Genomic DNA, 26,059 nt, shown 5'->3' with positions numbered 1-26,059 from the left:
ACAAAATGTTAAATAATAAAATATCTTGATACAAATTGTATCTTTGGTTTTTTAAAAATAACTATGAAATTAAAACTAAATAAACCTATTGTATTTTTTGATTTAGAGACGACAGGCATTAACATTGCCAAAGACCGTATTGTAGAAATTTCCATTTTAAAAGTACACCCAAACGGAAATAAAGAAAGTAAAACCTGGTTGGTAAACCCTGAAATGGAAATACCTGCTGAGGTTGTTGCCATACACGGTATTGATAATGAAAAAGTAGTAACCGAACCCACGTTTGCAGAATTGGCCAAAGAAATTAATCAATTAATTGAAGGTTGTGATTTGGCTGGTTTTAACTCGAATCGGTTTGATATTCCGCTATTAGCTGAAGAATTTTTACGGGTTGGTATTGATTTTGATATGAAGAATAGAGTAGGGGTTGATGTGCAAGTTATTTATCATAAAAAAGAACAACGTACATTAAGTGCAGCGTATAAATATTATTGCGATAAGGATTTAGAAAATGCACATTCGGCAGAGGCAGATACCATTGCTACCTACGAAATTTTAAAAGCTCAATTAGATAAATATGACGATTTAGAAAATGATGTAAAGTTTTTACATGAGTTTTCTTCGCATAAAAAACGAGCTGATTTTGCAGGTTTTATTATGTTTAATGAAAAAGACGAAGAAATTTTTACCTTTGGTAAGTATAAAGGAAAAAAAGTAGCCGATGTGTTAGAAAAAGACAAAGGCTATTACTCATGGATACAAAATGCAGATTTTCCGTTATACACCAAAAAAGTATTGACTGCCATTAAATTACGCAGTTTAAACACTAAATTATTTTAAAGTAAGCTTATGTATGTAAATTTTAATGAATTGCCCAATACTTCAAGAGTTTGGGTGTATCAAGCAGACAGAACATTGACCAAGCACGAGGTGGAACAAATTTCCGACTATCTAAGAAATTTTGTTGAAAATTGGAAACGCCATGGTGATGATTTAACGGCTTCGTTTAAAATTGAATACAATCAGTTTGTTATCTTAGCTGTTGACGAAAACGTAAATGAAGTTTCAGGTTGCTCCATAGATAGTTCGGTTCATATTATCAAAGAAATAGAAAAAGCCTTTGCTATTGATTTATTAAATAAAATGAATGTTTCTTTTAAAGATGGTACAAACATAAATACCGTTTCGTTAAGCGATTTTAAAAAATATGCGGCACAAAATAAAATAAATGCTGACACCATCGTTTTTAACAATATGATAAATTCTAAGGCAGATTTACAATCCGCTTGGGAAGTACAAGCGAGTAAAAGTTGGCATGCAAAGTTTTTAGCACATTAATTATAAAACATACTATTCATCTATGAATACCAGAATTCTCTCCGTTATTTTTCTTTTTATAACTACTATTAGTATCGCACAAGAGACAGATCCTTTAGATAAATTTGATACGTATGGTCAAAATGTTTGGGTAGATAGCATCATGAAATCTATGACCATTGACGAAAAAATAGGTCAATTGTTTATGATTCCCGCTTATTCTAATAGAGATGCCAAACATGAAGCCGATGTAACGGCTCTGATACAAAAATATCATGTGGGTGGGCTCGTGTTTTTTCAAGGTACACCTGAAAAACAGGCTCAGATGACCAATGATTTTCAAAGTCAGGCTAAAATACCTTTGTTAGTTGCTATTGATGGCGAATGGGGATTGGACATGCGTTTGGACAATACCTACCGATTTCCTTGGAACATGACATTGGGTGCCATTCAAGATGAAAGTTTAATTGAGGAATTTGGTGCAATGTTAGGGAAACACCATAGTCGTTTAGGAATTCATGTGAATTTTGCTCCTGTGGTGGATGTAAATATAAATCCTGCCAACCCGATAATCGGTAACCGTTCTTTTGGTGAAGATCCAAAAAATGTAGCTTCTAAAGCCGTTGCTTTTACAAAAGGTATGCAGAGTCAAAATGTTTTGGCCAATGCAAAGCATTTTCCTGGACATGGTGATACTGATGTTGATTCTCATTTAGCCTTACCCTCAATTCCTTTTTCTAAGGAACGACTTAACGCTGTAGAGTTATACCCATACAAAGAATTGTTTAAAAACGGCTTAGCTAGCCTAATGGTGGCTCATTTAAGTGTGCCGGAATTGGAACCCAATACGGCATTACCCTCGTCGCTATCTAAAAATATTGTAACCGATTTGCTCAAGGAAAAAATGGGTTTTAAAGGCCTGATCTTTACGGATGCCTTAAACATGAAAGGTGCGGCCAATTTTTCCAGTTCGGCTGAGATTAATTTGGAGGTAGTTAAAGCGGGGAATGATATTATTACCATGCCCGAGGATATTCCAGGGTCGTTTGTGGCGTTACAACAAGCCGTTGCAGATAGTACTATTACAATAGCACGATTGGATGAATCGGTTAAAAAGATTTTAAAAGCAAAATATTGGGCAGGATTAAGAAATGCTGAGCCCATACAGCTAAGTGGTTTACAAGATGATTTAAATGGACAAGATGCTGAGGTGTTGCATCATAAACTGGTTGAAAATGCAACAACATTATTAAAAAACGAATTGGATGTATTTCCTGTAAAAGATTTGGCTCAAGCAAAAATTGCCTATGTGAAATTAGGCGATGACGATGATAATACTACTTTTATCAATCGCTTAAATGATTATACGCAGGTTGATGTTGTCTCTGGCAAAAAACTCGATGATGTCATCAAAAAATTAAAGAAGTACAACCTCGTAATTATAGGGTATCACAAATCGAACGCAAGTGCTTGGAAAGATTTTAAATTTTCAAATAAAGAATTAGTTTGGCTACAAGAAATTGCGAGAAACAATCGTGTTATTTTAAATGTTTTTGCAAGTGCTTATAGCTTATTAGATATTAAAACATTTACCAATATTGAAAGTGTATTGGTTTCTTATCAGAATAGTAAAATAGCTCAAGATGTTTCTGCACAGCAAATTTTTGGGGCATTAAGTACAAAAGGAAGACTTCCAGTTTCAATACATAATGAGTTTGCTGCTGGCTCTGGCTTAAACTCTTCTAATTTGTACAGATTGTCTTACGGAGTACCTGAAAGTGTGGGCATGAGTAAGAAAAAATTAGAACGTGTTGATTCTCTAGCTCAGCAAGTAGTAAAATCTAAAATGGCACCTGGTTTACAGGTATTGGTTGCAAGAAAGGGTAAGGTGGTATATAGAAAAAGTTTTGGGTACCATACAGATAAAAAACAAACTAGGGTTCAGAATACGCATTTGTATGATCTCGCATCTATCACTAAAATTTTAGGCGGTTTGCCATTGGTTATGAAAGCTGAAGAGGAAGGTAAGATTACGTTGGATACACCAATCGGAAAACTATTCAAGGTTTTAGATACTACCGATAAAAAAGACATAACGGTTAAAGAGGCCTTATCGCATTATGGTCGTTTACGGTCATGGATACCTTATTATTTAAAAACCATTGACAGTACTACCCAAAAAATTTCTAATAAATATTACAGACACAAACCTTCAAAAGAGTTTTCTATTCAGGTTGCTAACAAATTATACTTGAGAACTGACTATAAAGATAGTATGTATCAAGCCATAGCCAATGCCCCTTTGTTGAATAGAAAACGATATAAATATAGTGGTCTTATTTTTTACTTGTTTAAAGATTATTTTGAAAAGGAATATAAACAGACAATGGACGTTTCCAATAATTCGTTTTTTTACAAACCTCTGGGTGCAACAACATTAACCTATAAACCTTTAGAAAGATTTTCTAAAAAAATAATAGTACCAACCGAACGCGATTTATATTTTAGAAATCAATTGCTCCATGGTTATGTACATGACCAGGGTGCTGCCATGTTTGGTGGTGTAAACGGTAATGCAGGTTTATTTGCCAATTCTAACGATGTAGCCAAAATGATGCAGATGTATATGCAAGAAGGATATTATGGAGGTAAACGCTATTTTAAAGCAGAAACTGTTAGAAAATTTAACAAACGGTATTACTCAAAAAATAATGTCCGTAGAGGTTTAGGCTTTGACAAGCCTCAAATAAATCCTAGAGAAAAAGCTACCTGTGGTTGTGTATCTCCGAAAAGTTTTGGTCACAGTGGTTATACTGGTACTTATACTTGGGCCGACCCAGAAACGGAACTGGTTTATGTATTTTTATCCAATAGAGTGTACCCCAGTGCAACCAATTCAGGTTTGGTAAAGAATAGCATCAGAACCGAAGCTCAACAGATTATTCAGGATGCGATTATTAATGAATAATTGCTTTGACCATTTTCAAATAAAAATTGGAAAACTAGGATTATTAATCACTTAGTTGTTTTACTAATGGATAAGCATATACTATATATAAAATTTATCGAATAGTACGCAACCTGTAGATAATAGATGTATCCAATTAAGGCTTAAAGATTTATGATTTTGCTATATGCTATTATTATAATACCTTTACAGCAAGAAAAAGTTGCTATAAAAATAATAGGTTGAACTGTTCTGCTAAGATGGTTCCACCAAATGAAAAAGAATTCCTATGAAATTACTTTCATCATTGGTATTTATATTACTGTGTAGTGTAGGTTATGCACAGGTGGTGTATGATACTGTACCCATAAATAAACAGTTAATAGGTAGAGATTTGGTTACAAATCAAGGAGATATTATTATTAATGGTAATGTAGAGAACACCTTAACGCCTTATGACTCTCTTAAAGTAAAGTTGTATAGAAATAATTTACTTCAAGATTCAATTTCTAAACCTTTAGTTTATTCTGGAATTAACGCTCCATTTGATTTTGAAATTCCAATTTTGGCAGAATTAGCTAATTACAAAGTTGAAATATATGGTAAAACAGGTATTGTAGAAACCATAGAACATACGGTTGATAGTTTGGTGGCCGGTGATGCGTTTATTATCAACGGACAATCAAATGCCCAGGCAAAACAATATGGAGGGAGTGCTAATGGTAACCAAAGCCCTTTTATAAGGGTATATGCTCAAGCATCTGACGCTAATTCACTCGTTGATCTCATAAATAACGATAATTGGTATATAGCTCAAGGCGATGGTGATAATGACTCTAATGGAAATACTGGACAATGGGGCCTAACGTTGGCTAAAACGTTGTTAGATTCAATACAAGTTCCCGTGGCCATATTTAATGGAGCTGCACCTGGATTGCCTATCAGGTATTTCGCTAAAGATTTTAATAGTTCAAATCCGAATTATTACAATGTTTATCAAAAATTAGATTATCGACTTAATAAGACTGGTCTTGGAGATAAAGTTAGAGCCGTTTTTTGGGCTCAAGGCGAAAGTAATGCTACTGCTACTCCTTGGGCGTCAGCATCCTTAACTGTAGCCGAGTATAAGAATAAATTCACAACATTAAAAAATAATTGGTTAAGTGATTATATTAATATAGAGCATATTTATATTTTTCAAACAAGAAATGGAGCTTGTTATGATGGCTTATACTTAATAAAAGAGGCACAACGGCAGATGGCATTTGAAAATGGCAATATTTCAATTATGTCTACACAAGGAATAGGTCAGATGGGTGATGCGTGCCATTTTCCTTATATAGATGGTTACAAAACCTTTGCCAACAGAATTTCCCCTCTTGTACTCAGAGATTTGTATGGCGAAACTTTTCCTCAAGAAATAGAAACCCCTCTTATTACCGATGCTTTTATGCAAAACGACACTACGTTGGTGGTTGATACCGATGCTGTGGCTTTGTCAATTGACGGCAATGCGGTTGATTTTAGACTTGAAGATTCAGCATTAAATGATTTAACCTCAACAATTGATAGCATTAAAACACAAGGAAATAAAATCTTATTTCATTTATCTGCAAATCCCGGTAACGGAGCTACAATTTCTTATTTGGGCCAAGACGGTAATCCTTACCCAAATGATACATCAAGTGGTTTTATAATTAATACATCGGGCATTGAAATTATAAGTTTCTATAGGTACCCAATAGTACCGCCATCTAACGCTACTCCTTCGCTATTAATAACACAATATTATGAAGGGGCAAACAACGACCAATGGGTAGAGGTTAAAAACATTTCTTCAAATCCTATAAATGGAGGTGATTATTATTTGGCTTTATTTGATGAGACAAAAGCGATAGACGGAACTATCCAAATAAGTAATCCAGATCAAAGCGTTCAGATTGTAGGGAGTGCAGGGTTAAATAACCCAATTTTACCCGGAGAGGTAATATTGTTTAAAAACCCGTCTGCAGCTCTGCCACCGCCACTGAATTTAGGTTCGGCACATACAATTTCAGACCAAGTTTGTAATTTTGATGGTGATGATGTTATTTTAATTTCAAGCACTAATGACAATACTAGTTTTGATAATATGGTTGATATTGTAGGAGTTGTAGCCTCTAGTGGTTCACCACCAAATTGGGGTCAAAATAAAAGTTTCGCAAAAGGTTATACTAACTCCATGGAGTCTTCTACTGTTTTTACTGCAACTAATTATACAGAATTAGCATTATCTGAAGTTGATAATGCACTTAGTGATATGAATATTGCTTTAGGTACGCAGAATACAGGTGCAACTACTTGGACATTTGGAAGTATTTGGGATAATGGAACTTCCGACAGAACTAGAAGTGCTATTATTGCTGGTAGTTATGATCAAACTTATGGATCATTAAGTGCAGGTAAATTACTAATACAAAGTATTGTCGATTTTAACAACACAAGCACCAATTATATTGAAGTGTCTGATAGTTTAATTGTTGATAATGGTAATGGTGGTCTCCTAACACTTGGAGATAAGGCCTCTTTATATACCGTTAATGAATTTAGCCCTGATAGTTTGGTAAGCATAATAGGTGTTATTGGTAAAACAGAAACAACAACGCAATTAACAAACAATGGCGATTATACTTATTGGTCTTCGCCACTAGAAAATGAAAATACAATAAATGTTTTTCCACCATCAAATTACAACCAAGGGCGTATTTATTATTGGGATCAATCCGTAGCCAATAGTAACGGTACAGGAGGTAGTGAAGTTCTAGGTGAATGGATTAATGCATCTAATTCAGTAATGACGCCAGGTAAAGGATACATTTCTCAAGGACCAACCACGGGAGTTAGTTACCCTTCGACAACAGATATTACTTTTTCCGGCAAACCTAATACTGGAAAAATTCAACTTATTGGAAGTAACGATTTGGTTTTTAATGATAATCCAAATTTATTGGACGATTTAAATTTAGTTGGAAATCCATACCCTTCAGCCATTGATGCTCATGAATTACTTGATTATAGTACTAATAAATTGTCAGTAGGAGGTACAATTTGGTTTTGGACGCATTATACGCCTAACAATGGTAGCTCGAGTGGTGAACAATACACAAGTGATGATTATGCTTCTTATAATTTAGCAGGCGGTATTGGCACTGGTTCTCCATCTCCATCGAATCCAACTGGTGCAGTTCCAACTCGTTATATTGGATCGGGTCAAGGTTTTATGGTGCGAGCCATTTCGTCCGTAAGTGATACCCTAACTTTTACTGATGCTATGCGTGAAAAAGACTTAAACACACAGTTTTTTAGAGGTTCAGATAACAAAAAAGAGTCAGCAACCGAAAAAGATAGAGTTTGGTTGAATTTTGAAAGTAGTGAAGGTGGGGCCTTTAGTCAAATTTTAATTGGCTTTTTTGAAAATGCCACTGATAATTTTGATAGACTATATGATGGTATTAAAATTAGCGAAGGATGGATAAACCTATACTCGAAAATAGACACTTTAAAATATGGTATTCAAGGCTTGAGCAGTTTTACTACTGATAAACAAGTGCCACTGGCTTTCAATTCTTATATAGATAATACTTCTATAGATTATACTATTAGTATAGACCGTTTTGAAGGTGTGTTAAAAGATAATGATATTTATTTAGTTGATAATGAATTGAATGTAACTCATGATTTAAAACAAGAGCCTTATAACTTTACGTTACCAAGTTGGGGCAGTTACGATGATAGGTTTACATTACAATTTGCCAAATCAACTTTAGGTGTTGATGACTTGGAGTTAAATAATGACTTTATTGTAGTTAATGAAGACAATGCATTGTTAGTTAAATCAAAAACGATAATAAGTGAATTAAAGATATATGACATTACAGGTAGATTATTGGTAAATATGTTACCCAATGATAGTGAGTTTAGAATAAACACACATAACATTAGAAAAGGTACTGTACTTATTTTAAATACAACTTTTGAAAACGGTACTGAGATTAGTAAAAAAGCGATTAAGTATTAAGTTTTGGCATTTTCAATAAAGATTAAAAGTTATGAAAAACGTTTTGTTGGTGTTTTTGCTAGCTGGTTTAACCGTTCATGGGCAACAAATAAAAGGTGTTGTTATAGACGAAATCACTAACGAACCTATTCAGAATGTTAATGTTTATGTAAAAAGTATAGCTAAGGGTACTACCACGGATAGGCTCGGAAAATTCCTTATCGATTCAAAAAAGACTTTTAAGAATACAGATACTATTGCATTTTCCTTTGTAGGATACTTTACTAAAAAATACCCGCTTTCACGATTTAATAAGAGTTTAGTAACCATTCGTCTCAAAAAGAATACTGAACAACTTCAAGAAGTTAATATTTCTGCTAAGCGAAAGTTAAAATATAGTTTGGATTTTGAAGAACTTTCTTCAATAAAAGACCCAGTGCATTCCTTCGGTTCTATTATAATAGATGGTAAAATATATATCATTGGAGGGGATAAATCATATATTGAGAATATAGCGATAAGAGCGGCAGATGAAAGTATGGAGAACGGAGGTCTTATGAAGAATCTGAGGCTTAATCCTTCTTGGGAAAAGTACGATGGGAGCATTAAAATTTATGATATTGAAAGAGATGCATGGGAATACCCTGAACTAGAATTTAGAGAGCGTGCGTATCACAATTTAAATTATTTTGAGGGCAAAATATATGTACATGGAGGTAAGCGATTATCAAGAAACAGAAAATTAGAGTATTTAGATGATAAGATTGAACGGTTTGATATTGAAACCAATACTATAAAAATAGATAATTCTAATCCGCACCAAGCCATAAATGCAGCTTCTTTTGTTTACGACAGTACACTAATTGTATTGGGTGGCTCTACAAAAGTAAAAACCAGTGGCGGTAAGATATTTACAAATAAAGCACATGTCTATAACCCTGAATCTGGATATTGGCACGAATTAAATAATATGCCAGTAGCAAAAGAAGCTAAGGGTATATTGGTTAAAAACACTTTTTATTTATTTGGAGGATTTAAAAACAATGTTTTGAATACTATCGAATCTTTCGATTTAGTATCTGGAAAGTGGCAGAGGATTGGTAAATTATTTGAGCGGATGGAACGACCTGGGTTAACTACCGACGGAACTATGATTTATATTTTCGATGATAATTTGTTCTTGACTTTTAACACATTAACTAACCAACTAAATAAATATCATATTAATTTAAGATTAAAGTCTCCCGAAATGTATTATCATAAAGATAAGCTATATATTTTAGGGGGTTATGTGCCAAGTAACTTTTCCAAATTAGCTTCACCAAAAGTATTTAGTATCGATCTTAAAGAATTGGAGAACACTAAAATACAAGAATTTAAGAAACTTAATTTTTAGAAAGCTTATTTAGTTTTAACTAAAATTAATACCGATAAAATACTTAGCCCCAAATAGAGTAGGGCAAAGTAACCTCCAAAAAAATAATTAATTACCAAACTTTGTAGTGTATAAAATAGTGGAAAGGCAGTAATACCAACTGCAAATTTTGTGGTACTCACAAATTCTATTTCTTGTATGTTGGGTTCAATAGCTTTGTAGATTAACAGAGGTAGGATGCTGTTTATGCCGACTATGTTTTTTAATAGTTTCCAAAGAAATGAAGATCCGTTTTGGCTGATACCATTTTTAATACTTGTCTTTTGGAATTTAGAATTTACTATTTGATTATTTACAAGTTCGGGTTGCAAAAAATCTACATTTCCTAATTTGTTTATCGTTTCGTCGTAATTTTCAATAGCTATATGAGTAGTCAGCTCTTGCATTTTTTCTCTAACTACATCTTTTAATTTAAGAGCTGAACCGTTAAAATCATTTTTATCATAAAAATCATTTGCTAATACTGGTTTTCCATAATAGATAGAAACACTTTCTGCAAATTTATCAGCTTGGGTATAATTTAGGCCAACGGGAATAATATGTAATTGCACATTAGGATAATTATCAAAAACACCAAAAGCAATCCTAGTAAAGCCTTTGCTAAGTGGCCTTACCCAACGCCTAATATCGTGAGTACCTTCAGGGAAAATCAATAAAGACCGCTGCTTGTTTAATAAGTCAAAACATTGATTAAAAATGGCTTCGTTTTTTGCTAAGGTTTCTTTACCATCTCTTAACCTGTAAATAGGCAACATATTAACCGTTGACAAAATCCATTTAACAAAACCTATTTTAAAGGCACTGGCTCGGGTTAAAAAATGAATATCTCTAGGTGTGGTTGTGGCAATTAAAAGGGGATCTATTAAAGCATTTTTATGATTAGCAACCAGTAAAACTGCTCCTTTTTTGGGAATATTTTTTTTGCCTTTTACTATTATTTTTTTATAGAAAAAGAAGAGTCCTGTGCTAATATAAACTTTAACTAACTGATACCAAATACGTTTCAAAACTAAGAAGTAATTTTAGCGGTTTTTAAAGACCAGTAATAGGCCAGACCCAATCCTGAGGCAATATCCCAAATACCCCAAAAAGCAATACAAAGAGCCATTCCGCCTAAACCTAGGTCTCCAAAAAAGTTAAAATATAATAACAGACCCAACCCGGAATTTTGAATACCAGTTTCTATGGCCAACGTTTTTTGATCATAATAGCTAAGACGCATGGCTTTAGCAAAATAGAATCCGCCAAGATATCCCATAATATTATGAAAAATAACAATAAGTAACACAAAATGAATGTATTCTGTAAAAACATCAAGGTTTTGGGAAAATGCGATTATAATAAATATTAAAAATATAACGATAGATAGTGGTCTTAAAATTTTCGCCAATTTAAAGGCTAACTGTTTATAGTATTTTCGTGTTAACATACCTAAAATTAAAGGCACACCCAGAATTAAGGTAACTAATTTTGCCAATGTAAAAGGATCTAACTGGACTGTTCTCAATATTTGTGAAGTTGGCTCATATAAATTACCCCAAAATGCTAGGTTTATAGGAGTCATTAACACAGCAACCAAGGTGGCAAAAGCCGTCAAACTGACGGATAGTGCCGCATTACCTCCTGCTAATTGGGTCATAAAATTTGAAATATTACCACCAGGACAGGCCGCAACCATAATCATACCCAACGCAATACTGGGTGTAGGGTTAATAATTGAGACCAAAATAAACGTGATTAAAGGGAAAAGTACAAACTGGCTAAAAATACCAACCAATACAATTTTAGGGTTTTTAAACAGACGTTTAAAATCATCACTAGTAATGCCCAAAGCAACGCCATACATTATAATGGCTAAGGTAATGTTTAATACCCAAAGCCCGCCACTGTCAAAGTTAATCTGGACTTTGTCAACGAGTTCATTCGTGTTAATGTTTAAAAACATATTCAATAATATTTGCACCCATTTGCAGAGCTTTTTCTCTTTTAGGTGCAGGGTTGTTATGAACGGCTTCATCTTCCCAGCCATCGCTCAAATCACTTTCGTAATCATAAAAAAGGACTAATCTACCTTCAACAAATAAGCCAAACCCTTGCGGTGCTTTACCATCATGTTCATGAATTTTTGGTAAACTTTCAAACTTGTACGTTTGATTGTAAATTGCATGGTTGTAGGGTATTTCTTGGAGCTCAGACTCAGGGAAAAGTTTTTCCAATTCAGTTCTAACGAATTTATCCAATCCATAATTATCAGAAATATGTAAAAATCCTCCTGAGGATAAGTAATTTCTTAAGTTTTGAACATCGTTGTCATCAAAAAAAACATTTCCATGCCCAGTCATGAAAAGTATAGGATAATTAAAAATATCTAAACTATTAGCATCAACCGTTTCGGGTTTTTCGGTAATTATTGTATTTATATTTGTATTACAGAATTCAATCAAATTTGGTACTGCCGTAGGGTTTGCATACCAATCGCCACCACCTTTATATTTTAAAATAGCAACTTCTTGGGAATGTGCAGAAGCACATAAAAAAAGAAGAAAAAATAAAAACCTATACATAGAAATGAAAAAGTATATTTACAAATCTATTAATTTTTTATTTAATATGATGTTAATAAAACAATATTGAATATCAGAGTTTCTTTTGTATTTTTGCACTTCTAAATTTAAACTAAAATAAAATGAAAAATCAAATTTTAAAGGTGGTTACAATTCTTTTTATAGGATTGGCAATGGTGGCATGTAAAGATGCAAAAAACAAGACGGAAGCTAGCGAGGCTGAAGAGGTTGCAAAAACAACAGCAAAGACGGTATCTTACGCTGCTGATGTTGACGGTTCTACCTTAGCATGGAAAGGGTCTAAATTAACAGGTACACATAATGGTACTATAAAAATTTCTGAAGGTAATTTTTCTGTAGAAGGAGGTAAATTAGTTGGTGGTAATTTTATTATTGATATGAACTCTATCGTTGTTCTAGACCTAGAGGACCCTGAGAAAAATGGAAAATTAACCGGACATTTGAAAAGTGGAGACTTTTTCGATGTTGAGAACCATGCAAACGGTGCTTTTGCAATTACTGGAGTTGAAGAAAAAGATGGTAAAACTGTTGTGAAAGGTAACTTAACTGTAAAAAGTATTAAGAAAAATATTGAATTTCCTGCTGTAGTATCTGTTAGTGATAGCGGTGTTACTTTAAAAAGTGAACCATTTACAATTGATAGAACGGAATGGGGTATTGAATATAGATCAACTAGAATTACGGATTTAGCAAAAGATAAATTAATTGATGACAATATCGAACTTCAAGTTGAAGTGAAAGGAGCAAAATAATTAAGGATAGCTTAGCTATCATTCGTTTTTATTACTGAATGTATATTTGAATAAGTTAAAAAGCATCACAAATTTGTGATGCTTTTTTTATTGATTAATTACTGAAACCGTTTGTAAACTAACAATCCCAGCAGTTTCTGTGCGTAGTCTACTTTTACCTAACGAAATTGGCTTAAAGTTTTTATCTATAGCGGTTTCAATTTCAGCGTTTGAAAAATCGCCTTCTGGTCCAATTAAAATGGTTGCATTTTGTTGAGGTTTTAATAGTTGTTTCAGTGTTTTTTTATCGGAATCTTCACAGTGAGCTATAAATAAATTTTCGCTATTATTATGCATAATAAGGTCAGAAAAGGAAGTCAAGCTATTCAATTTTGGTAACTGAAACTTAAGTGATTGTTTCATTGCAGACTCTAAAATTCTAGTCAACCGATCCATTTTAATTATTTTTCTTTCAGAGTGGTCGCAAAGTATTGGAGTTATTTCATCAATGCCAATTTCTGTTGCTTTTTCTAAAAACCATTCAAACCTATCAATATTCTTAGTGGGAGCTATGGCAACATGTAAATAGTAATTCCAAGATTTTTCTCTAGTTTCAACATTGATAATTTTAACAGTACAATTTTTATCATTAGCTATACTAATTTCAGAAGTAAATAATTCGCCTTTTCCGTTAGTTATAAAAAGTTGGTCATTTGGTTTTTTACGAAGTACCTTAACAATGTGCCTACTCTCTGTTTTATCAAAAGTAAAAGTATTGGAGTCTTTGGTTATTTTAGATGTGTAAAAAAGTTGCATAGTGTTATTTTAGCACTTACTGCCAGCAAAATATAAATACTAATTTTTAATTTCCTTTCTGTACGTTCTTCTCCTCTTATTTATGACTGGGTCAAAATTTTTCCATAATTGATGTATAGCGTGGTTTTCTTCTAATTCTGATGATCTAATACAATCTTCTATACCTTTTTCTTTAAAAACTTTATAATATTCATCAAAAATAATAGCAGTTACTCCTTTATTTTGATAATCTGGACGTATACCAATAAGATAAAATAGAACTTCTTTGCTGTTTTTTCTAGCATTTAAAAGATGGAATAATCCAAATGGAAATAGTTTGCCTTTGGCTTTTTGTAATGCTTTTGCGAAGCTTGGCATGACAATAGAAAAAGCAATTATTTCACCTTCTTTGTCTGCAACAAATTTTATGTATTCAGGATTTATAAAGCTTATGTATTTTTTCTTAAAGTAAGCCTTTTGTTTTTCAGAAATTGGAACAAAAGTAGGTAGCTTAGCGTAGGTCGCATTAAAAAGGTCAAACATTTCATCAACATAAGGCATAATCTGCTTGGTCTTAGTAAAAGTGATAGCTTTTAATCCATATCTTCTTTTAATTAAGGCTTGTGCTTTTTGAAAAACTTCAGGATTTTTCACATTATTAAACGAAAAAATACTTTCAATAAATTCTTTTTCTTTAAAATAGCCTAATTGCTCAAAATGGACTTTGTAATGAGGTTGGCTGTACCAAGTAATCATATTTCCCAATTGGTCAAACCCTTCGCTTAAAACACCAACTTTATCCAAATTCGAAAAGCCCAATGGACCTTCAATATATTCTAAATTGTGTTGTTTGCCTATTTCGTTTACTTTATTTAAGAGAGCTTCAGTTACATCAATATCATCAATAACATCAAACCAACCAAATCTCATTTTTTTTAATCCTTGTTGGTTAACCTCAACAAAATTTATAATAGCCGCAATTCTACCAACTATGGTGTTGTTTTTATAAGCTAAAAAAAAGTGAGCCTCGGCATTATCTAAAGCAGGGTTTTTTGATTTATCAAAACCTTCTAATTCGTCCTTTATAATAGGAGGTATCCAATACGGATTGTCTTTAAAAATAGTAAATGGAAACTTGACGAATTTCTTTAAATCACTTTTTGAAGTAATTTTTTTTATGGTTATCATCCGAGAATAATTATAGGCTTTTAATTAGCCCAAATCTACAAAAAAGAAATAGATAATTAATTTATTAGCGACAAGTTAATTATTGTCAGGGTCATAATTTTTATTGTAGTTCTTAGCGTCTTTTTTCTCCTGTTTTTTCTCCTCTTTTGCTTTCTTTTTAGCCTCTTTTTCTAAACGTTTTTGAGCTTTAGTTTGTTTAGGCTTCAACTTTTTTACCTTTTTCTTTTTAGCCTTCACTTTTTTAACCTTGCGTTGCTTTTTATCCTTCTTGTTAAATAGCCTCGAAAAGAAACCACCTTCTTTTTTATTTTTCGTAACCTTACCTTCAGAATCTAACGTATTAAACTTGTCTATATGCCTATCCAATCGCCAAGCAACTCCAGCACCAAAAAAATAGGTATCATCTCCGCGTTCATCTTTTATGTAACGAAAAGCAGCATCAACTTGCATGTTTTTAGTTAACAAATAGGCACCTCCAATTCCATACTGAAAATCATTAGGAACATTTTTTCTTAAAAAGCCTTGGTTTTCGGCAAAAACAGAAACTTTTTCTGTTAATGAGTATGTTGTAGTAATAATATAGGAATTTTCCGCTTCATCTGTGAAGGTTTTATCCATTATAAAATTTGTTATCAATACAAATTTATTGGATAAATCGTTTTGTGTAAATAAGGCAAATCTAGGGCTTAATCCACCTGAGTTTTTATGTAACTTACTTAAAAGATTAGTATTTAAACCAGCGTAAACCCCTACAGCAGGAATCAATCTTTTCCAGTCATAACTATTTCTTTTTTTCCAACTACGTATTTCTTTTGATTTATCTGTATATGTGGGGGAATATACTAGATATTTTGCTCCAACAGTAAACTTACTCAATCCTAGAGCAGATTCGCTATAAACGTTTGGCTGTGTGAAATTCCTACTTTCATGACCAAAAGACAAATCCAGATTAATTTCTAATCTTTCAAAAAATTGACTAGTCCTTAGCATAACGTCTGTTCCGTATGCCTTGCTATTGTAATTAAATGTTTCTTCTAGAGTTTGATCGTAATATAAATAATTACCAATGTTTTTATAGAAAAATCCTGCCTCGACTTGATAAACTCCTGTTCCTACACTATATGGGCTATCGGAAAAACCTGGTCGTTTAGAATTTATTACCTCAGTATATTGTGCAAAACTTATTTGGAAGCATAAACTTAAGAATAAAAACAAGATGAATTTTCTCATACGGGAGTATTAATACTAAAAATTACCAATTTATGTATTACTTAACGTATTTGTTGCGTTCAAATTGTTATTTTTGGGAACAAATTTTAAAAATCTTTTTTTAGATTTTAATTTATGCAAGAAGCTGGTATTATGAATTTTATAAGAACAATACTCATTATTTTGGCTATTTATTATGCTCTCAAAATTATAGGCAGGTATGTTTTTCCTATTTTTATGAATAAAATGATGCAAAATGTAGAGAAAAAGTTTAATGAACAACAGGGAAGAACTGCATCTCAAAACCAAAATGTAAAGGAAGGTGAGACGGTAATAGATAAAACTCCAAATGCCAATTCGAAAAGCAATAGCGATGTGGGAGAATATGTTGATTATGAAGATGTTGAATAAAAACAATAACAGAAAATTATACAATGAATAATAAACTTATCCCTTTTGTTGTCGCTATTTTAGTATTTGTTATTGCTTCTGTGGCTTATTTTTCACCTGTGTTAGAAGGGAAAAAAATTTTTCAAAGTGACATAGCCCAGTTTAGAGGTATGTCTAAAGAAATAGTTGATTATAGAAAAGAAAATAATAAAGAACCTTATTGGACAAATAGGGCTTTTGGTGGAATGCCAGCCTATAATGTTAGTGCATATTATCCACATAATTACATTAAAAAAATTGATTTAGCCTTACGATTCTTACCCAGACCAGCAGACTATTTATTCTTATACTTTCTAGGTTTTTTTGTGCTTTTATACGTACTGAAAGTGGAATGGAAGCTGGCTATTTTAGGTGCATTGGCTTTTGGGTTTTCGACCTATTTTATTAGCCTTTTTGGTGCTGGGCACAACGCTAAAGCCCATGCCATTGCTTATATGCCCATGGTTTTGGCGGGTATATTACTGGTTTTTAAAAGAAAATACCTGTCAGGATTTATATTAACTGCTCTTGCTTTAGCATTTGAAGTAAATGCCAGCCATCCCCAAATGACCTATTATTTGCTTTTCATGATATTGATTTTAGGCATTGTCTATTTAGTAGATGCACTTAAACAAAAAACCATCCCACATTTTATAAAAAGTACACTCATATTGGCTGGAGCCGCGATATTAGCAATTGGAGTTAACGCGACCAGTTTATTGGCCACAAATGAGTATGCCGCACACAGTACACGTAGTAAAAGTGAATTGACCATTAATTCTGACGGCACGCCTAAAGAACATATAACTACCGGACTGGATAGGGAGTATATTACCCAATACAGTTATGGAATTGCGGAAAGTTTTAGTCTTTTAATTCCGAGGTTTTATGGCGGTGGAAGTGGTGAAAATTTGGGTAAAGACTCTAATACCTATCTGTTTTTAAAAGATAAAATAGGGAGACAACAAGCCAAACAATTTTCTGAAAATTTACCTACCTATTGGGGAGAACAAATTATAATTGAAGCTCCATTTTATATTGGTGCAGTATTGATTTTTTTATTTGTGCTCGGCTTGTTTCTTGTCAAAGGAAATCTAAAAAAGTGGTTATTGGCGGCTACTATTTTTTCGTTGTTGTTGAGTTGGGGTAAACATTTTCCGGCATTGACTAACTTTTTTATAGACTATGTGCCACTGTATAATAAATTTAGGGCAGTATCATCAATACAAGTAATTGCTGAATTAGCAGTTCCATTATTGGCTATTATCACCTTAAATCAATTTTTAAAAGATAAGGATAACCATGTCGATAAGTTAAAACATTTAAAATATGCTCTGTACGGAGTAGGAGGCCTCACTTTGTTATTTACATTGTTTGGAACAAGTTTATTTAGTTTTGAAAGTTTTAGAGATGCGGGTTTAGAACAGCAAATTCCTGGGTTTTCGGAAGCGATAATTGAAGACCGAAAGTCAATTTTTTTTAAAGATAGTTTACGTTCTTTTTTATTAGTTTTAATTTCAAGTGGACTTTTATGGGTGTTTTTAAAAGGGAAAATCAATAAGAATGTAGTAATTATTTCCTTTGCTGTTTTGATTTTGTTTGATTTGGTTGGTGTGGATAAACGCTATGTAAATGCTGATGATTTTGTGTCCAAAAAACAAGAAGAAGTCCCATTTACGGCCTCTGATATTGATAAAGAAATTCTTAAGGATAAATCTTATTACAGAGTTGCCAATTATACCGTAAACCCTATAAATGATGGTAGTACTTCTTATTTTCATAATTCAATTGGTGGCTATCATGCTGCAAAACCGAGGCGTTATCAAGAATTATTTGAATATCAGATTGCCAAAAATAATGTTGAAGTATTAAATATGTTAAATACTAAATACATCATTTTTGAAGATAACAATCGTGTCAAAAGATTACAGCAAAACGAAGAAGCTAATGGTAACGCCTGGTTTGTAAATGATGTTGAATATGTGAATTCGGCTGATGAAGAAATTAAGGCGTTAGATAGTTTAAATACCAAACAAAAAGTTGTTGTTAATGCTAAATTTAGAAGTCAGCTAAAAGAAGCTCCTTTTGCTAAAGATAGCTTAGCTTCTATAAAATTAATAGCGTATCAGCCCAATGTCTTAAAATATGAAAGTAATACCGATAGAAAACAAGTAGCTGTTTTCTCAGACATCTATTATAAAGATGGCTGGAATGCATATATTGATGGTAAGTTAACGCCACACTTTAGAGCAAATTATGTGTTGAGAGCTATGGTAATACCAGCGGGAAAAAATGAAATTGTTTTTAAATTTGAACCAACTATTGTAAAAAAGGGAAATACTATTACTTTGATTTCTTATGCTCTATTGTTATTAGTCCCTGTAGGATGGTTTTTAGTTGATACAAAGAAAAAGAATAATGAGTCATCATAATAAAAGATACGCACATACATTAGAATTTTTACAAAAAGTAGTCCCTGCACCAGCCACAATTCTTGATTTAGGAACAAGAAATGTTTTTAGTGAAATTATGGAAAAGCATGGATACACGGTTATAAATACAGAAGGAGAGGATTTAGATATTCTACCAGAGGTAGTTAAAAAACACAATGTTGACGCTGTTACAGCTTTTGAAATATTTGAACATCTAATTGCTCCCTTTAACGTATTAAGAGCGTTAAATTCGTCGAAAATCGTTGCAACAATTCCTCTTAATTTATGGTTTGCAAAAGCCTATAGGTCGAAGACTGAGGAATGGGACCGACATTATCACGAATTTGAAGATTGGCAATTCGATTGGTTGCTTCAAAAAGCAGGTTGGAATATAAAAGAAACTGAAAAATGGACTAGTCCGGTAAAAAAGATAGGATTTAGACCAATTCTAAGAAAATTTACCCCTCGCTATTACGCTGTTTACGCTGAAAAACAATTTAAATAATGAGAATAGGGATGATACTCGACAAAACTTTTCCACCCGATCCCCGGGTTGAAAACGAGGCAACTTCCTTAGTAAAAAATGGTTTCGAAGTATTTTTATTTTGCCTGAAGTATAAAGATGATAACCGACCAGATAGTGAAACCGTAAATGGTTTTTATGTAAAACGATATATTTCTAACAAGCTGACATATAAATTATCCGCTTTAGCTTATACTTTTCCCTTTTATTCCAATATGTTATCAAAAAAGATTTCCCATTTTTTGCAAGATAATAATATTGAAGCTATTCACATTCATGATATGAGAGTGGCAGGGGCAGTTTTTAAAGCAAATAAAGGCTTAAATCTACCGGTAGTGTTAGATTTACATGACAATATGCCTGAAATTATGAAGCACTATCCTCATGTTAAGAAATTCCCAGGGAATATATTGATTTCTTCAAAAAAATGGAAAAAGAAAGAGGAAGAGTTTATTCAACGTGCGGATAAAGTTATTACTGTGTCTAATGATTTTAAAGAAGAAATACTAAGCAGAACTAAAATAAATAATAATAAAATAGCAGTCGTTCCTAATACAGTAAATCAATCGTTTTATCAGGATTTTATTAAAGATGAAAGTATAATATCAAAATATAAGAATGATTTTGTAATCTTATATTTGGGAGATACGGGAATTCGGAGGGGTTTATTAACCGCAATTGAGGCTATTCCAGATATAAAAACAACGATATCGAATATTAAATTGGTAATTGTTGGATCAAGCTCTGCAGATGAAATATTAAAACAAAAAGTAACAGAACTTGGCGTAAATCAATATGTTGATTTTCAGGGATGGCAAGATGTTTCTTTATTTCCATCCTATATTTTAAGTTCTTCTATTGGTATTTCCCCTTTGTATAGAAATGTACAGCATGATGTGGCCTATCCCAATAAAATATTTCAATATATGAGCTTTGCCAAACCAGTTTTGGTAAGTAATGCAATTGCTCAAAAAAATATCGTTGAAAAGACCAAAAGTGGATTGGTACATGTCGAAAAAGATACAGATGATTTTAAAACAAAAGTTTTAGAATTGTATAACGATAAACCTTTGTGTGATAACTTTGGTAGAAATGGGAAAAAATTTATTGATGATGAATTTTGTTGGGAAAAAACATCAAACAGTTTGATTCAAATTTATCAAAATTTAGAAAATTGAAAGTCCTAATCATTACATATTATTGGCCACCAGCTGGTGGTTCGGGCGTTCAACGTTGGTTAAAGTTTGTAAAATACTTAACCGAATTTGGTATTGAACCTATTGTCTATACCGTTGATAATGCTAATTACGCCATTGAAGATTATACTTTACAACATGAAATTCCAGTTTCTGTTGATGCCCTAAAGCAGCCTATCAAAGAACCCAATACCATTTTAAGTTTTTTTGGCAATAAGAACAAAAAAACAAGTGCAGGATTTTTAACTGATAACCCCTCTTTTTTTGGTAAAGTATTGCAATATGTTAGGGCAAATTATTTTATACCAGATGCTCGTAAATATTGGATAAAACCGTCTTTGAATTATTTAACCGACTATCTTAAAGACAACCCCGTTGATGTAATTATCACCACTGGTCCACCTCATAGTTTACATTTAATAGGTTTACAATTAAAAAAGAGTTTAAGCTTAAAATGGATTGCTGATTTTAGAGATCCATGGACGGACATCGATTATTTTCATAAATTACCTTTAACCCAAAAGAGTATTAAAAAACATAATCAATTGGAAGAAGAAGTTGTTAGTACAGCTGATTGTGTTTTGGTAGTGGGTAATACCATGAAACATAATTTCTTAAAGTATAATAAAAACATTGAGGTAATTACGAATGGTTATGATGGAGAACTGAATACTTCTGAAGTTGAGCTGGATAATAAATTCAGTTTGGTTCATGTGGGTATGGTAAATGTCGATAGGAATCCGAAAGTTTTATTTACTGTATTATCTGAATTAATCAATGAAAATGAATCTTTTGCAAAAGACTTTCAACTTACTCTTGTCGGTAAGTTGGCAAATGAAGTTGTAGCAAGTATAGAAAATAACAATTTAAAATCTAATACCAAAATAATAGATTATTTACCACATAATGAAGTTGTTGATTTTCATAACAAAGCTCAAGTATTATTATTGCTAGTAAACAATGTGCCAAGTGCTAAAGGAATTATTACAGGTAAGATATTTGAGTACCTACAAGCTAAACGTCCTATTTTTGCAATTGGTCCAAAAGATGGAGATTTAGCAGATATAATAAACCAAACAAGTTCAGGAGCGGTAGTTGATTTTAATGATGCAATGAATATGAAAAAAACTATACTCAATTTGTATTCAAATTTTAAGGATAAGTCGCTATATTCTAGAACGAAGAATATTGAAAAATACCATCGCAAAAATTTAACGAAAAGTTTAGTAAAAATTTTAAATCAATTGGATTAATGCAAAAAATAGTAACCATACTTGGAGCGAGACCACAATTTGTTAAGGCAGCTGTATTGAGCAGAATTATTGCAAATCATAAAGAACTTGAAGAAGTAATTGTACATACGGGTCAGCACTTTGATAGTAATATGAGTGCTGTTTTTTTTGAAGAGATGGAAATACCCAAGCCCAAATACAATCTAAATATCAATGGGATGGGCCACGGGGCTATGACCGGGCAGATGCTCGAAAAAATTGAAAAAGTGTTGTTGGATGAAAAACCCGCGTTAATTGTGGTTTACGGTGATACCAATTCCACAATAGCGGGTGCATTGGCAGCAAAAAAACTGGGAATTAAAGTAGTACATGTTGAGGCCGGGTTACGATCATTTAATATGAGCATGCCCGAAGAAATCAATCGGATTTTAACCGATAGAATTTCCGATTTGTTATTATGCCCCACCCAAACAGCAGTTGACAATTTAAATAAGGAGGGTTTTACAAGTATTGATTGTAAAATTGTGAACTCGGGCGATATTATGAAAGATGCCGTTGAATTTTATAGTAAAACATTAGAGGAAAAATCGAATATTATACATTCATTATCCTTACAAAGAGATAATTTCATTTTGGCAACCATACATCGACAAGAAAATACTGATGATGTTAAAAAGTTAAAATCTATTTTTGAAGGTTTAGAAAGAATTAATGTGGATTGTAATGTTGTTTTGCCGTTGCATCCAAGAACAAAGAATATTTTACAAAAATATAATTTATCATATAATATTACTATGATTAATCCTGTTGGGTATTTTGATATGTTAGCCCTGTTAAACAATTGTAAAATGGTGTTAACCGATAGCGGAGGACTACAAAAAGAAGCCTATTTTAATAAAAAACATTGTATCATTGCAAGAGAAGAAACCGAATGGATTGAGTTGACCGAAAACGGATTCGCTAAAATTGTTGGAAGTCATGCCAAAAAAATGTTAACCGCTTTTGAGGGGTTTAAATTAAAAAAATCTGATTTTTCCAAAAACTTGTACGGAGACAATGTTGGTGAAAAAATGTATAAGGAAATAATGAATTTAATAAATTAATATATGCAATTACCAAAATTTTTACTTGGCGATAATACCGATTTTCCAGATGATATTTTTATAATCCATACCGACTATCCACAGTTTATAATTAATTTGGTCAACGATGAAATAGAATGGTTGGAAGATGCAAGAGGTGAAAATCAAGAAGATCTTACCAATGAAGTTAACAACCTTATAGAACAGGTTTCTTCATTCTACGATAGGGAAATGGAGCGATATGATAAGGAATAATAGCGTTATTTTTTGCTAATGATTTAAAATTTTCGCTTTTTAAGATTATTTTGTATTGACGATGAAAAATATTATTAATATCATTATTCTAATGGTTTTGGGAAATCTATATTCTCAAAGTATCAACGATAATTTATTACTTTACTATCCATTTTCTGGCGATACTAATGATGCAAGTGGAAATGGGCTCCACGGAGTGTCGAATGCAACTTTAACTAATGATAGGTTTGGAAATGCTAATGAAGCCTATAGCTTCAATGGTGTCAATGAATATATAAATTTCCCTAATGATGTAAGCTTAAAACCAGATTTACCTGTTAGTTTTTCTTTTTGGATAAACTTTAATGATGTTTCAAATGAAAAGTCTGTAATTTTTACTACAGATTTTGCCCAAAACAATCATACTGGTGTATGGATGAATTTATCTTCAGGGTATTTAGCTATCAATTATGGAGACAATACTGGAAATACTACAGGTTCCAACAGAAGATCAAAAATCGGAACTACTCAACTAGAAGTCAATAGATGGTATCATATTGTTGGTATAGTTAATGGTCCAACAGATATGGAATTGTATATAGATTGTGAAAATGATAATGGAACTTACCAAGGTTCAGGTGGAGCAGTAAATTACACTTCAAATCCTGGTAGTATTGGAAGAAAAGACGGACATTCAGCACTACCAGCGTATTATTTTGATGGTATTTTAGATGAGTTTAGGTATTGGAATAGAGAATTGACAGAATCTGAAATTGAATTACTCTGTGAAGCTTTACCTGATTGTGCTAGCGTAACATCTCCATCAAATAGTGCAACTGATGTTTCGTTAAATTCCTCAATAGAATGGAATTCTGTGTCTAATGCCAATGGATACCGAATTTCAATTGGCACAAGTGCTGGAGCTTCAGATGTATTAGATGCTGTTGATGTTGGTGATCTTAATGTTTATACACATTCTAATAGATGGGAGGAAAATACTGATTATTTTGTAAGGATAGATGCGTATAATTCATTTGGAGATGCAATAAACTGTACAGAAAGCACTTTTACAACAGTAATAAATCAAAACATTCCCAATTGTGCTGAAGTAACATCTCCATCAAATGGATCAACCAATGTTTCATTAAATTCTTCAATAAGCTGGAATTTAGTATCTGATGCTGATGGATACCGAATTTCAATTGGCACAAGTGCTGGAGCTTCAGATGTATTAGACGAAGTTGATTTAGGAAATGTTAATGTTTATAATTATTTAAGTAAATGGAATAGAAGCACTAATTATTTTGTAAGAGTTGATGCTTATAATTCGGTTGGTAACGCAATAAACTGTTCAGAAATAAGTTTCATAACTACTAGTCAAACTACTACCAACCCTATAACAATACCTAAATTTTTTAGCCCAAATAATGATGGTGTAAATGATAATTGGGAAGTAATTGACAATGATAACGCTGTTGAATATATTTTTATTTTTGATAGATATGGTAAAGTGTTGTCAAAATTAATTCAAGGTAATTTAATTTGGGATGGGAAGTATAATGGAAAGCGTATGGAAAATACAGATTATTGGTATGTGATCCAGTTAAAATCAAGAGAACAATTAAAAGGACATTTTAGTTTGATAGGAAAATGATTAGTAATTATAAAATTCAATTATTATGTTTTGTCTTTAGTATTACTTTTATGCTAGTAAAGGCTCAAGGAACCTTACCAGTTTATACAGATTATTTATCAGATAATGTATTTTTGTTACACCCTTCTGCAGCTGGTATAGGAAATTGTGCAAAACTAAGATTAACACATAGACAACAATGGTCTGGAGTTTCTGAATCTCCAGCATTGCAGACATTAAGTTATCATCAAAGGATAGGTGAGAGTGTTGGTTTAGGAGGGGTTATATTTAACGACAAAAATGGTTATCATGCTCAAAAGGGGATATCAATTACTTATGCATATCACGTTAATTTTGGAAGAGAGCAAGCATTAAATCAATTATCTTTGGCCTTAACTGGTGCTTTTGTGCAAAATAGCGTTGATGGAAGTGATTTTGTATCTATAATCCCAGATGTTGCTCTTTCAGAAATTATAAAATCTGACTCTTATTATAATACCGATTTTAGTATTGGTTATCATTACATAGATGCCTTTTCTTATTTAACCATAAAAAATGTTCTTTTACAAACCAATAAGTCCAAGAATTACAATTATAAGTCTTTAAATTTAAGGCGGTATTTATTTACTTTGGGTTACTATTGGGGGAGAAATAACGGTGTGCAATTTGAACCATCGATTATGTTACAACTTATTGAACGGACTAGTGAATTATCAATGGATATAAATCTAAAAGCTTATAAAAAAATTGGAGATTATAAACAAATTTGGGCTGGATTATCTTACAGGAATAGTATGGAGGAAAATGTAATAGAAAACCTTAAACAACTAACCCCAATTATTGGATTTGATTATAAAAGATTTCAATTTTCCTATACTTATACTAAACAGTTTGGAAATATTGTATTAGATAATAATGGTCACCATCAAATAACATTGGGGGTCAATTTATTTTGTACCCCCCAACGGGCTAAAGGATGCCCAAATATTAATGGGCAATTTTAATTAGTACGTTCCAATTTTTATTCAATTGGAGTATCTTATAAGAGTTATTCT

At 32.4% G+C, this 26,059-nt stretch carries 21 protein-coding genes; 15 read left to right on the top strand and 6 right to left on the bottom strand.

What is annotated here, in order from left to right; all coding sequences use genetic code 11:
- The first annotated feature begins 63 nt into the window (after window positions 1-63).
- The 5 genes from U5A88_RS10855 to U5A88_RS10835 all read left to right on the top strand — a co-directional run bounded on the left by U5A88_RS10855 (window position 64) and on the right by U5A88_RS10835 (window position 9,696).
- Window positions 64-840 carry an exonuclease domain-containing protein gene (locus tag U5A88_RS10855; RefSeq protein WP_354206345.1) on the top strand — a complete coding sequence of 259 codons (777 nt, stop codon included), beginning with the start codon at window positions 64-66 and terminating at the stop codon, window positions 838-840.
- Between the two features lie 9 nt (window positions 841-849).
- Window positions 850-1,338: an ABC transporter ATPase gene (locus U5A88_RS10850; RefSeq protein WP_354206343.1), complete on the top strand. Its 489-nt coding sequence runs from the start codon at window positions 850-852 to the stop codon at window positions 1,336-1,338.
- A 22-nt stretch (window positions 1,339-1,360) separates the two neighbouring features.
- Window positions 1,361-4,285 carry a glycoside hydrolase family 3 N-terminal domain-containing protein gene (locus U5A88_RS10845; RefSeq protein ID WP_354206341.1) on the top strand — a complete coding sequence of 975 codons (2,925 nt, stop codon included), beginning with the start codon at window positions 1,361-1,363 and terminating at the stop codon, window positions 4,283-4,285.
- Between the two features lie 268 nt (window positions 4,286-4,553).
- Complete coding sequence (locus tag U5A88_RS10840; RefSeq protein ID WP_354206339.1) at window positions 4,554-8,321, top strand: sialate O-acetylesterase; 3,768 nt, start codon at window positions 4,554-4,556, stop codon at window positions 8,319-8,321.
- Between the two features lie 31 nt (window positions 8,322-8,352).
- On the top strand, window positions 8,353-9,696 hold the full coding sequence (locus tag U5A88_RS10835; protein ID WP_354206337.1) for a Kelch repeat-containing protein: 1,344 nt from the start codon (window positions 8,353-8,355) through the stop codon (window positions 9,694-9,696).
- Window positions 9,697-9,701: 5 nt separating this feature from the next.
- Here the strand turns inward: U5A88_RS10835 and U5A88_RS10830 are convergent, their stop codons facing one another.
- Genes U5A88_RS10830 through U5A88_RS10820 form a run of 3 tightly spaced genes read right to left on the bottom strand, consistent with a single transcriptional unit; the run spans window position 9,702 to window position 12,299 of the window.
- Window positions 9,702-10,742, bottom strand: a complete 1,041-nt coding sequence (locus U5A88_RS10830) for a lysophospholipid acyltransferase family protein (protein ID WP_354206335.1) — start codon at window positions 10,740-10,742, stop codon at window positions 9,702-9,704.
- 2 nt (window positions 10,743-10,744) lie between these two features.
- Window positions 10,745-11,680 carry a bile acid:sodium symporter family protein gene (locus U5A88_RS10825; protein WP_354206333.1) on the bottom strand — a complete coding sequence of 312 codons (936 nt, stop codon included), beginning with the start codon at window positions 11,678-11,680 and terminating at the stop codon, window positions 10,745-10,747.
- On the bottom strand, window positions 11,664-12,299 hold the full coding sequence (locus U5A88_RS10820; protein ID WP_354206331.1) for a DUF4159 domain-containing protein: 636 nt from the start codon (window positions 12,297-12,299) through the stop codon (window positions 11,664-11,666). Before U5A88_RS10820 ends, U5A88_RS10825 begins: the two co-directional genes overlap by 17 nt.
- Before the next feature lie 122 nt (window positions 12,300-12,421).
- Between U5A88_RS10820 and U5A88_RS10815 the strand changes: the two genes are divergently transcribed.
- Window positions 12,422-13,072, top strand: coding sequence for a YceI family protein (locus tag U5A88_RS10815; RefSeq protein ID WP_354206329.1), 651 nt, complete (start codon window positions 12,422-12,424; stop codon window positions 13,070-13,072).
- A gap of 87 nt (window positions 13,073-13,159) precedes the next feature.
- On the opposite strand, the gene U5A88_RS10810 is transcribed toward U5A88_RS10815, so the two are convergent.
- The 3 genes from U5A88_RS10810 to U5A88_RS10800 form a co-directional block, all read right to left on the bottom strand.
- Window positions 13,160-13,867, bottom strand: a complete 708-nt coding sequence (locus tag U5A88_RS10810) for a 16S rRNA (uracil(1498)-N(3))-methyltransferase (RefSeq protein WP_354206327.1) — start codon at window positions 13,865-13,867, stop codon at window positions 13,160-13,162.
- Window positions 13,868-13,906: 39 nt separating this feature from the next.
- Complete coding sequence (locus tag U5A88_RS10805) at window positions 13,907-15,034, bottom strand: GTP cyclohydrolase (RefSeq protein ID WP_354206325.1); 1,128 nt, start codon at window positions 15,032-15,034, stop codon at window positions 13,907-13,909.
- Window positions 15,035-15,109: 75 nt separating this feature from the next.
- Complete coding sequence (locus tag U5A88_RS10800) at window positions 15,110-16,264, bottom strand: transporter (RefSeq protein WP_354206323.1); 1,155 nt, start codon at window positions 16,262-16,264, stop codon at window positions 15,110-15,112.
- A 114-nt stretch (window positions 16,265-16,378) separates the two neighbouring features.
- Between U5A88_RS10800 and U5A88_RS10795 the strand changes: the two genes are divergently transcribed.
- From U5A88_RS10795 to U5A88_RS10755, 9 genes are all read left to right on the top strand, one after another.
- Complete coding sequence (locus U5A88_RS10795; RefSeq protein WP_354206321.1) at window positions 16,379-16,654, top strand: DUF4834 family protein; 276 nt, start codon at window positions 16,379-16,381, stop codon at window positions 16,652-16,654.
- Between the two features lie 23 nt (window positions 16,655-16,677).
- Complete coding sequence (locus U5A88_RS10790; RefSeq protein WP_354206319.1) at window positions 16,678-19,104, top strand: YfhO family protein; 2,427 nt, start codon at window positions 16,678-16,680, stop codon at window positions 19,102-19,104.
- Window positions 19,091-19,609, top strand: coding sequence for a class I SAM-dependent methyltransferase (locus U5A88_RS10785; protein WP_354206317.1), 519 nt, complete (start codon window positions 19,091-19,093; stop codon window positions 19,607-19,609). The genes U5A88_RS10790 and U5A88_RS10785 overlap by 14 nt, the downstream gene beginning before the upstream one ends.
- An 11-nt stretch (window positions 19,610-19,620) precedes the next feature.
- Complete coding sequence (locus tag U5A88_RS10780) at window positions 19,621-20,805, top strand: glycosyltransferase family 4 protein (protein ID WP_354206315.1); 1,185 nt, start codon at window positions 19,621-19,623, stop codon at window positions 20,803-20,805.
- Window positions 20,802-22,076, top strand: coding sequence for a glycosyltransferase (locus U5A88_RS10775; protein ID WP_354206313.1), 1,275 nt, complete (start codon window positions 20,802-20,804; stop codon window positions 22,074-22,076). The genes U5A88_RS10780 and U5A88_RS10775 overlap by 4 nt, the downstream gene beginning before the upstream one ends.
- Window positions 22,076-23,158, top strand: coding sequence for a non-hydrolyzing UDP-N-acetylglucosamine 2-epimerase (gene wecB / locus U5A88_RS10770; RefSeq protein ID WP_354206311.1), 1,083 nt, complete (start codon window positions 22,076-22,078; stop codon window positions 23,156-23,158). The genes U5A88_RS10775 and wecB overlap by 1 nt, the downstream gene beginning before the upstream one ends.
- Before the next feature lie 3 nt (window positions 23,159-23,161).
- A complete protein-coding gene (locus U5A88_RS10765) occupies window positions 23,162-23,392 on the top strand; it encodes a hypothetical protein (RefSeq protein ID WP_354206309.1) in 231 nt (76 codons plus the stop codon).
- A 61-nt stretch (window positions 23,393-23,453) separates the two neighbouring features.
- Window positions 23,454-25,025 carry a T9SS type B sorting domain-containing protein gene (locus tag U5A88_RS10760; RefSeq protein WP_354206307.1) on the top strand — a complete coding sequence of 524 codons (1,572 nt, stop codon included), beginning with the start codon at window positions 23,454-23,456 and terminating at the stop codon, window positions 25,023-25,025.
- Window positions 25,022-26,008, top strand: coding sequence for a PorP/SprF family type IX secretion system membrane protein (locus U5A88_RS10755; protein WP_354206305.1), 987 nt, complete (start codon window positions 25,022-25,024; stop codon window positions 26,006-26,008). The genes U5A88_RS10760 and U5A88_RS10755 overlap by 4 nt, the downstream gene beginning before the upstream one ends.
- Window positions 26,009-26,059 lie beyond the last annotated feature (51 nt).

Source organism: Aureibaculum sp. 2308TA14-22 (assembly GCF_040538665.1).
Taxonomy (GTDB): domain Bacteria; phylum Bacteroidota; class Bacteroidia; order Flavobacteriales; family Flavobacteriaceae; genus Aureibaculum.
Note: the sequence above shows the minus strand (reverse complement) of the source record. Positions and strands in the feature narration are given on the sequence as shown.

Excerpts from the sequence above, each read along its gene's own strand:
- U5A88_RS10855 (WP_354206345.1), top strand. The coding sequence starts at position 64 with ATGAAATTAAAACTAAATAAACCTATTGTATTTTTTGATTTAGAGACG.
- U5A88_RS10850 (WP_354206343.1), top strand. The coding sequence starts at position 850 with ATGTATGTAAATTTTAATGAATTGCCCAATACTTCAAGAGTTTGGGTG.
- U5A88_RS10845 (WP_354206341.1), top strand. The coding sequence starts at position 1,361 with ATGAATACCAGAATTCTCTCCGTTATTTTTCTTTTTATAACTACTATT.
- U5A88_RS10840 (WP_354206339.1), top strand. The coding sequence starts at position 4,554 with ATGAAATTACTTTCATCATTGGTATTTATATTACTGTGTAGTGTAGGT.
- U5A88_RS10835 (WP_354206337.1), top strand. The coding sequence starts at position 8,353 with ATGAAAAACGTTTTGTTGGTGTTTTTGCTAGCTGGTTTAACCGTTCAT.
- U5A88_RS10825 (WP_354206333.1), bottom strand. The coding sequence starts at position 11,680 with ATGTTTTTAAACATTAACACGAATGAACTCGTTGACAAAGTCCAGATT.
- U5A88_RS10820 (WP_354206331.1), bottom strand. The coding sequence starts at position 12,299 with ATGTATAGGTTTTTATTTTTTCTTCTTTTTTTATGTGCTTCTGCACAT.
- U5A88_RS10815 (WP_354206329.1), top strand. The coding sequence starts at position 12,422 with ATGAAAAATCAAATTTTAAAGGTGGTTACAATTCTTTTTATAGGATTG.
- U5A88_RS10810 (WP_354206327.1), bottom strand. The coding sequence starts at position 13,867 with ATGCAACTTTTTTACACATCTAAAATAACCAAAGACTCCAATACTTTT.
- U5A88_RS10805 (WP_354206325.1), bottom strand. The coding sequence starts at position 15,034 with ATGATAACCATAAAAAAAATTACTTCAAAAAGTGATTTAAAGAAATTC.
- U5A88_RS10800 (WP_354206323.1), bottom strand. The coding sequence starts at position 16,264 with ATGAGAAAATTCATCTTGTTTTTATTCTTAAGTTTATGCTTCCAAATA.
- U5A88_RS10795 (WP_354206321.1), top strand. The coding sequence starts at position 16,379 with ATGCAAGAAGCTGGTATTATGAATTTTATAAGAACAATACTCATTATT.
- U5A88_RS10790 (WP_354206319.1), top strand. The coding sequence starts at position 16,678 with ATGAATAATAAACTTATCCCTTTTGTTGTCGCTATTTTAGTATTTGTT.
- U5A88_RS10785 (WP_354206317.1), top strand. The coding sequence starts at position 19,091 with ATGAGTCATCATAATAAAAGATACGCACATACATTAGAATTTTTACAA.
- U5A88_RS10780 (WP_354206315.1), top strand. The coding sequence starts at position 19,621 with ATGATACTCGACAAAACTTTTCCACCCGATCCCCGGGTTGAAAACGAG.
- wecB (WP_354206311.1), top strand. The coding sequence starts at position 22,076 with ATGCAAAAAATAGTAACCATACTTGGAGCGAGACCACAATTTGTTAAG.
- U5A88_RS10765 (WP_354206309.1), top strand. The coding sequence starts at position 23,162 with ATGCAATTACCAAAATTTTTACTTGGCGATAATACCGATTTTCCAGAT.
- U5A88_RS10760 (WP_354206307.1), top strand. The coding sequence starts at position 23,454 with ATGAAAAATATTATTAATATCATTATTCTAATGGTTTTGGGAAATCTA.
- U5A88_RS10755 (WP_354206305.1), top strand. The coding sequence starts at position 25,022 with ATGATTAGTAATTATAAAATTCAATTATTATGTTTTGTCTTTAGTATT.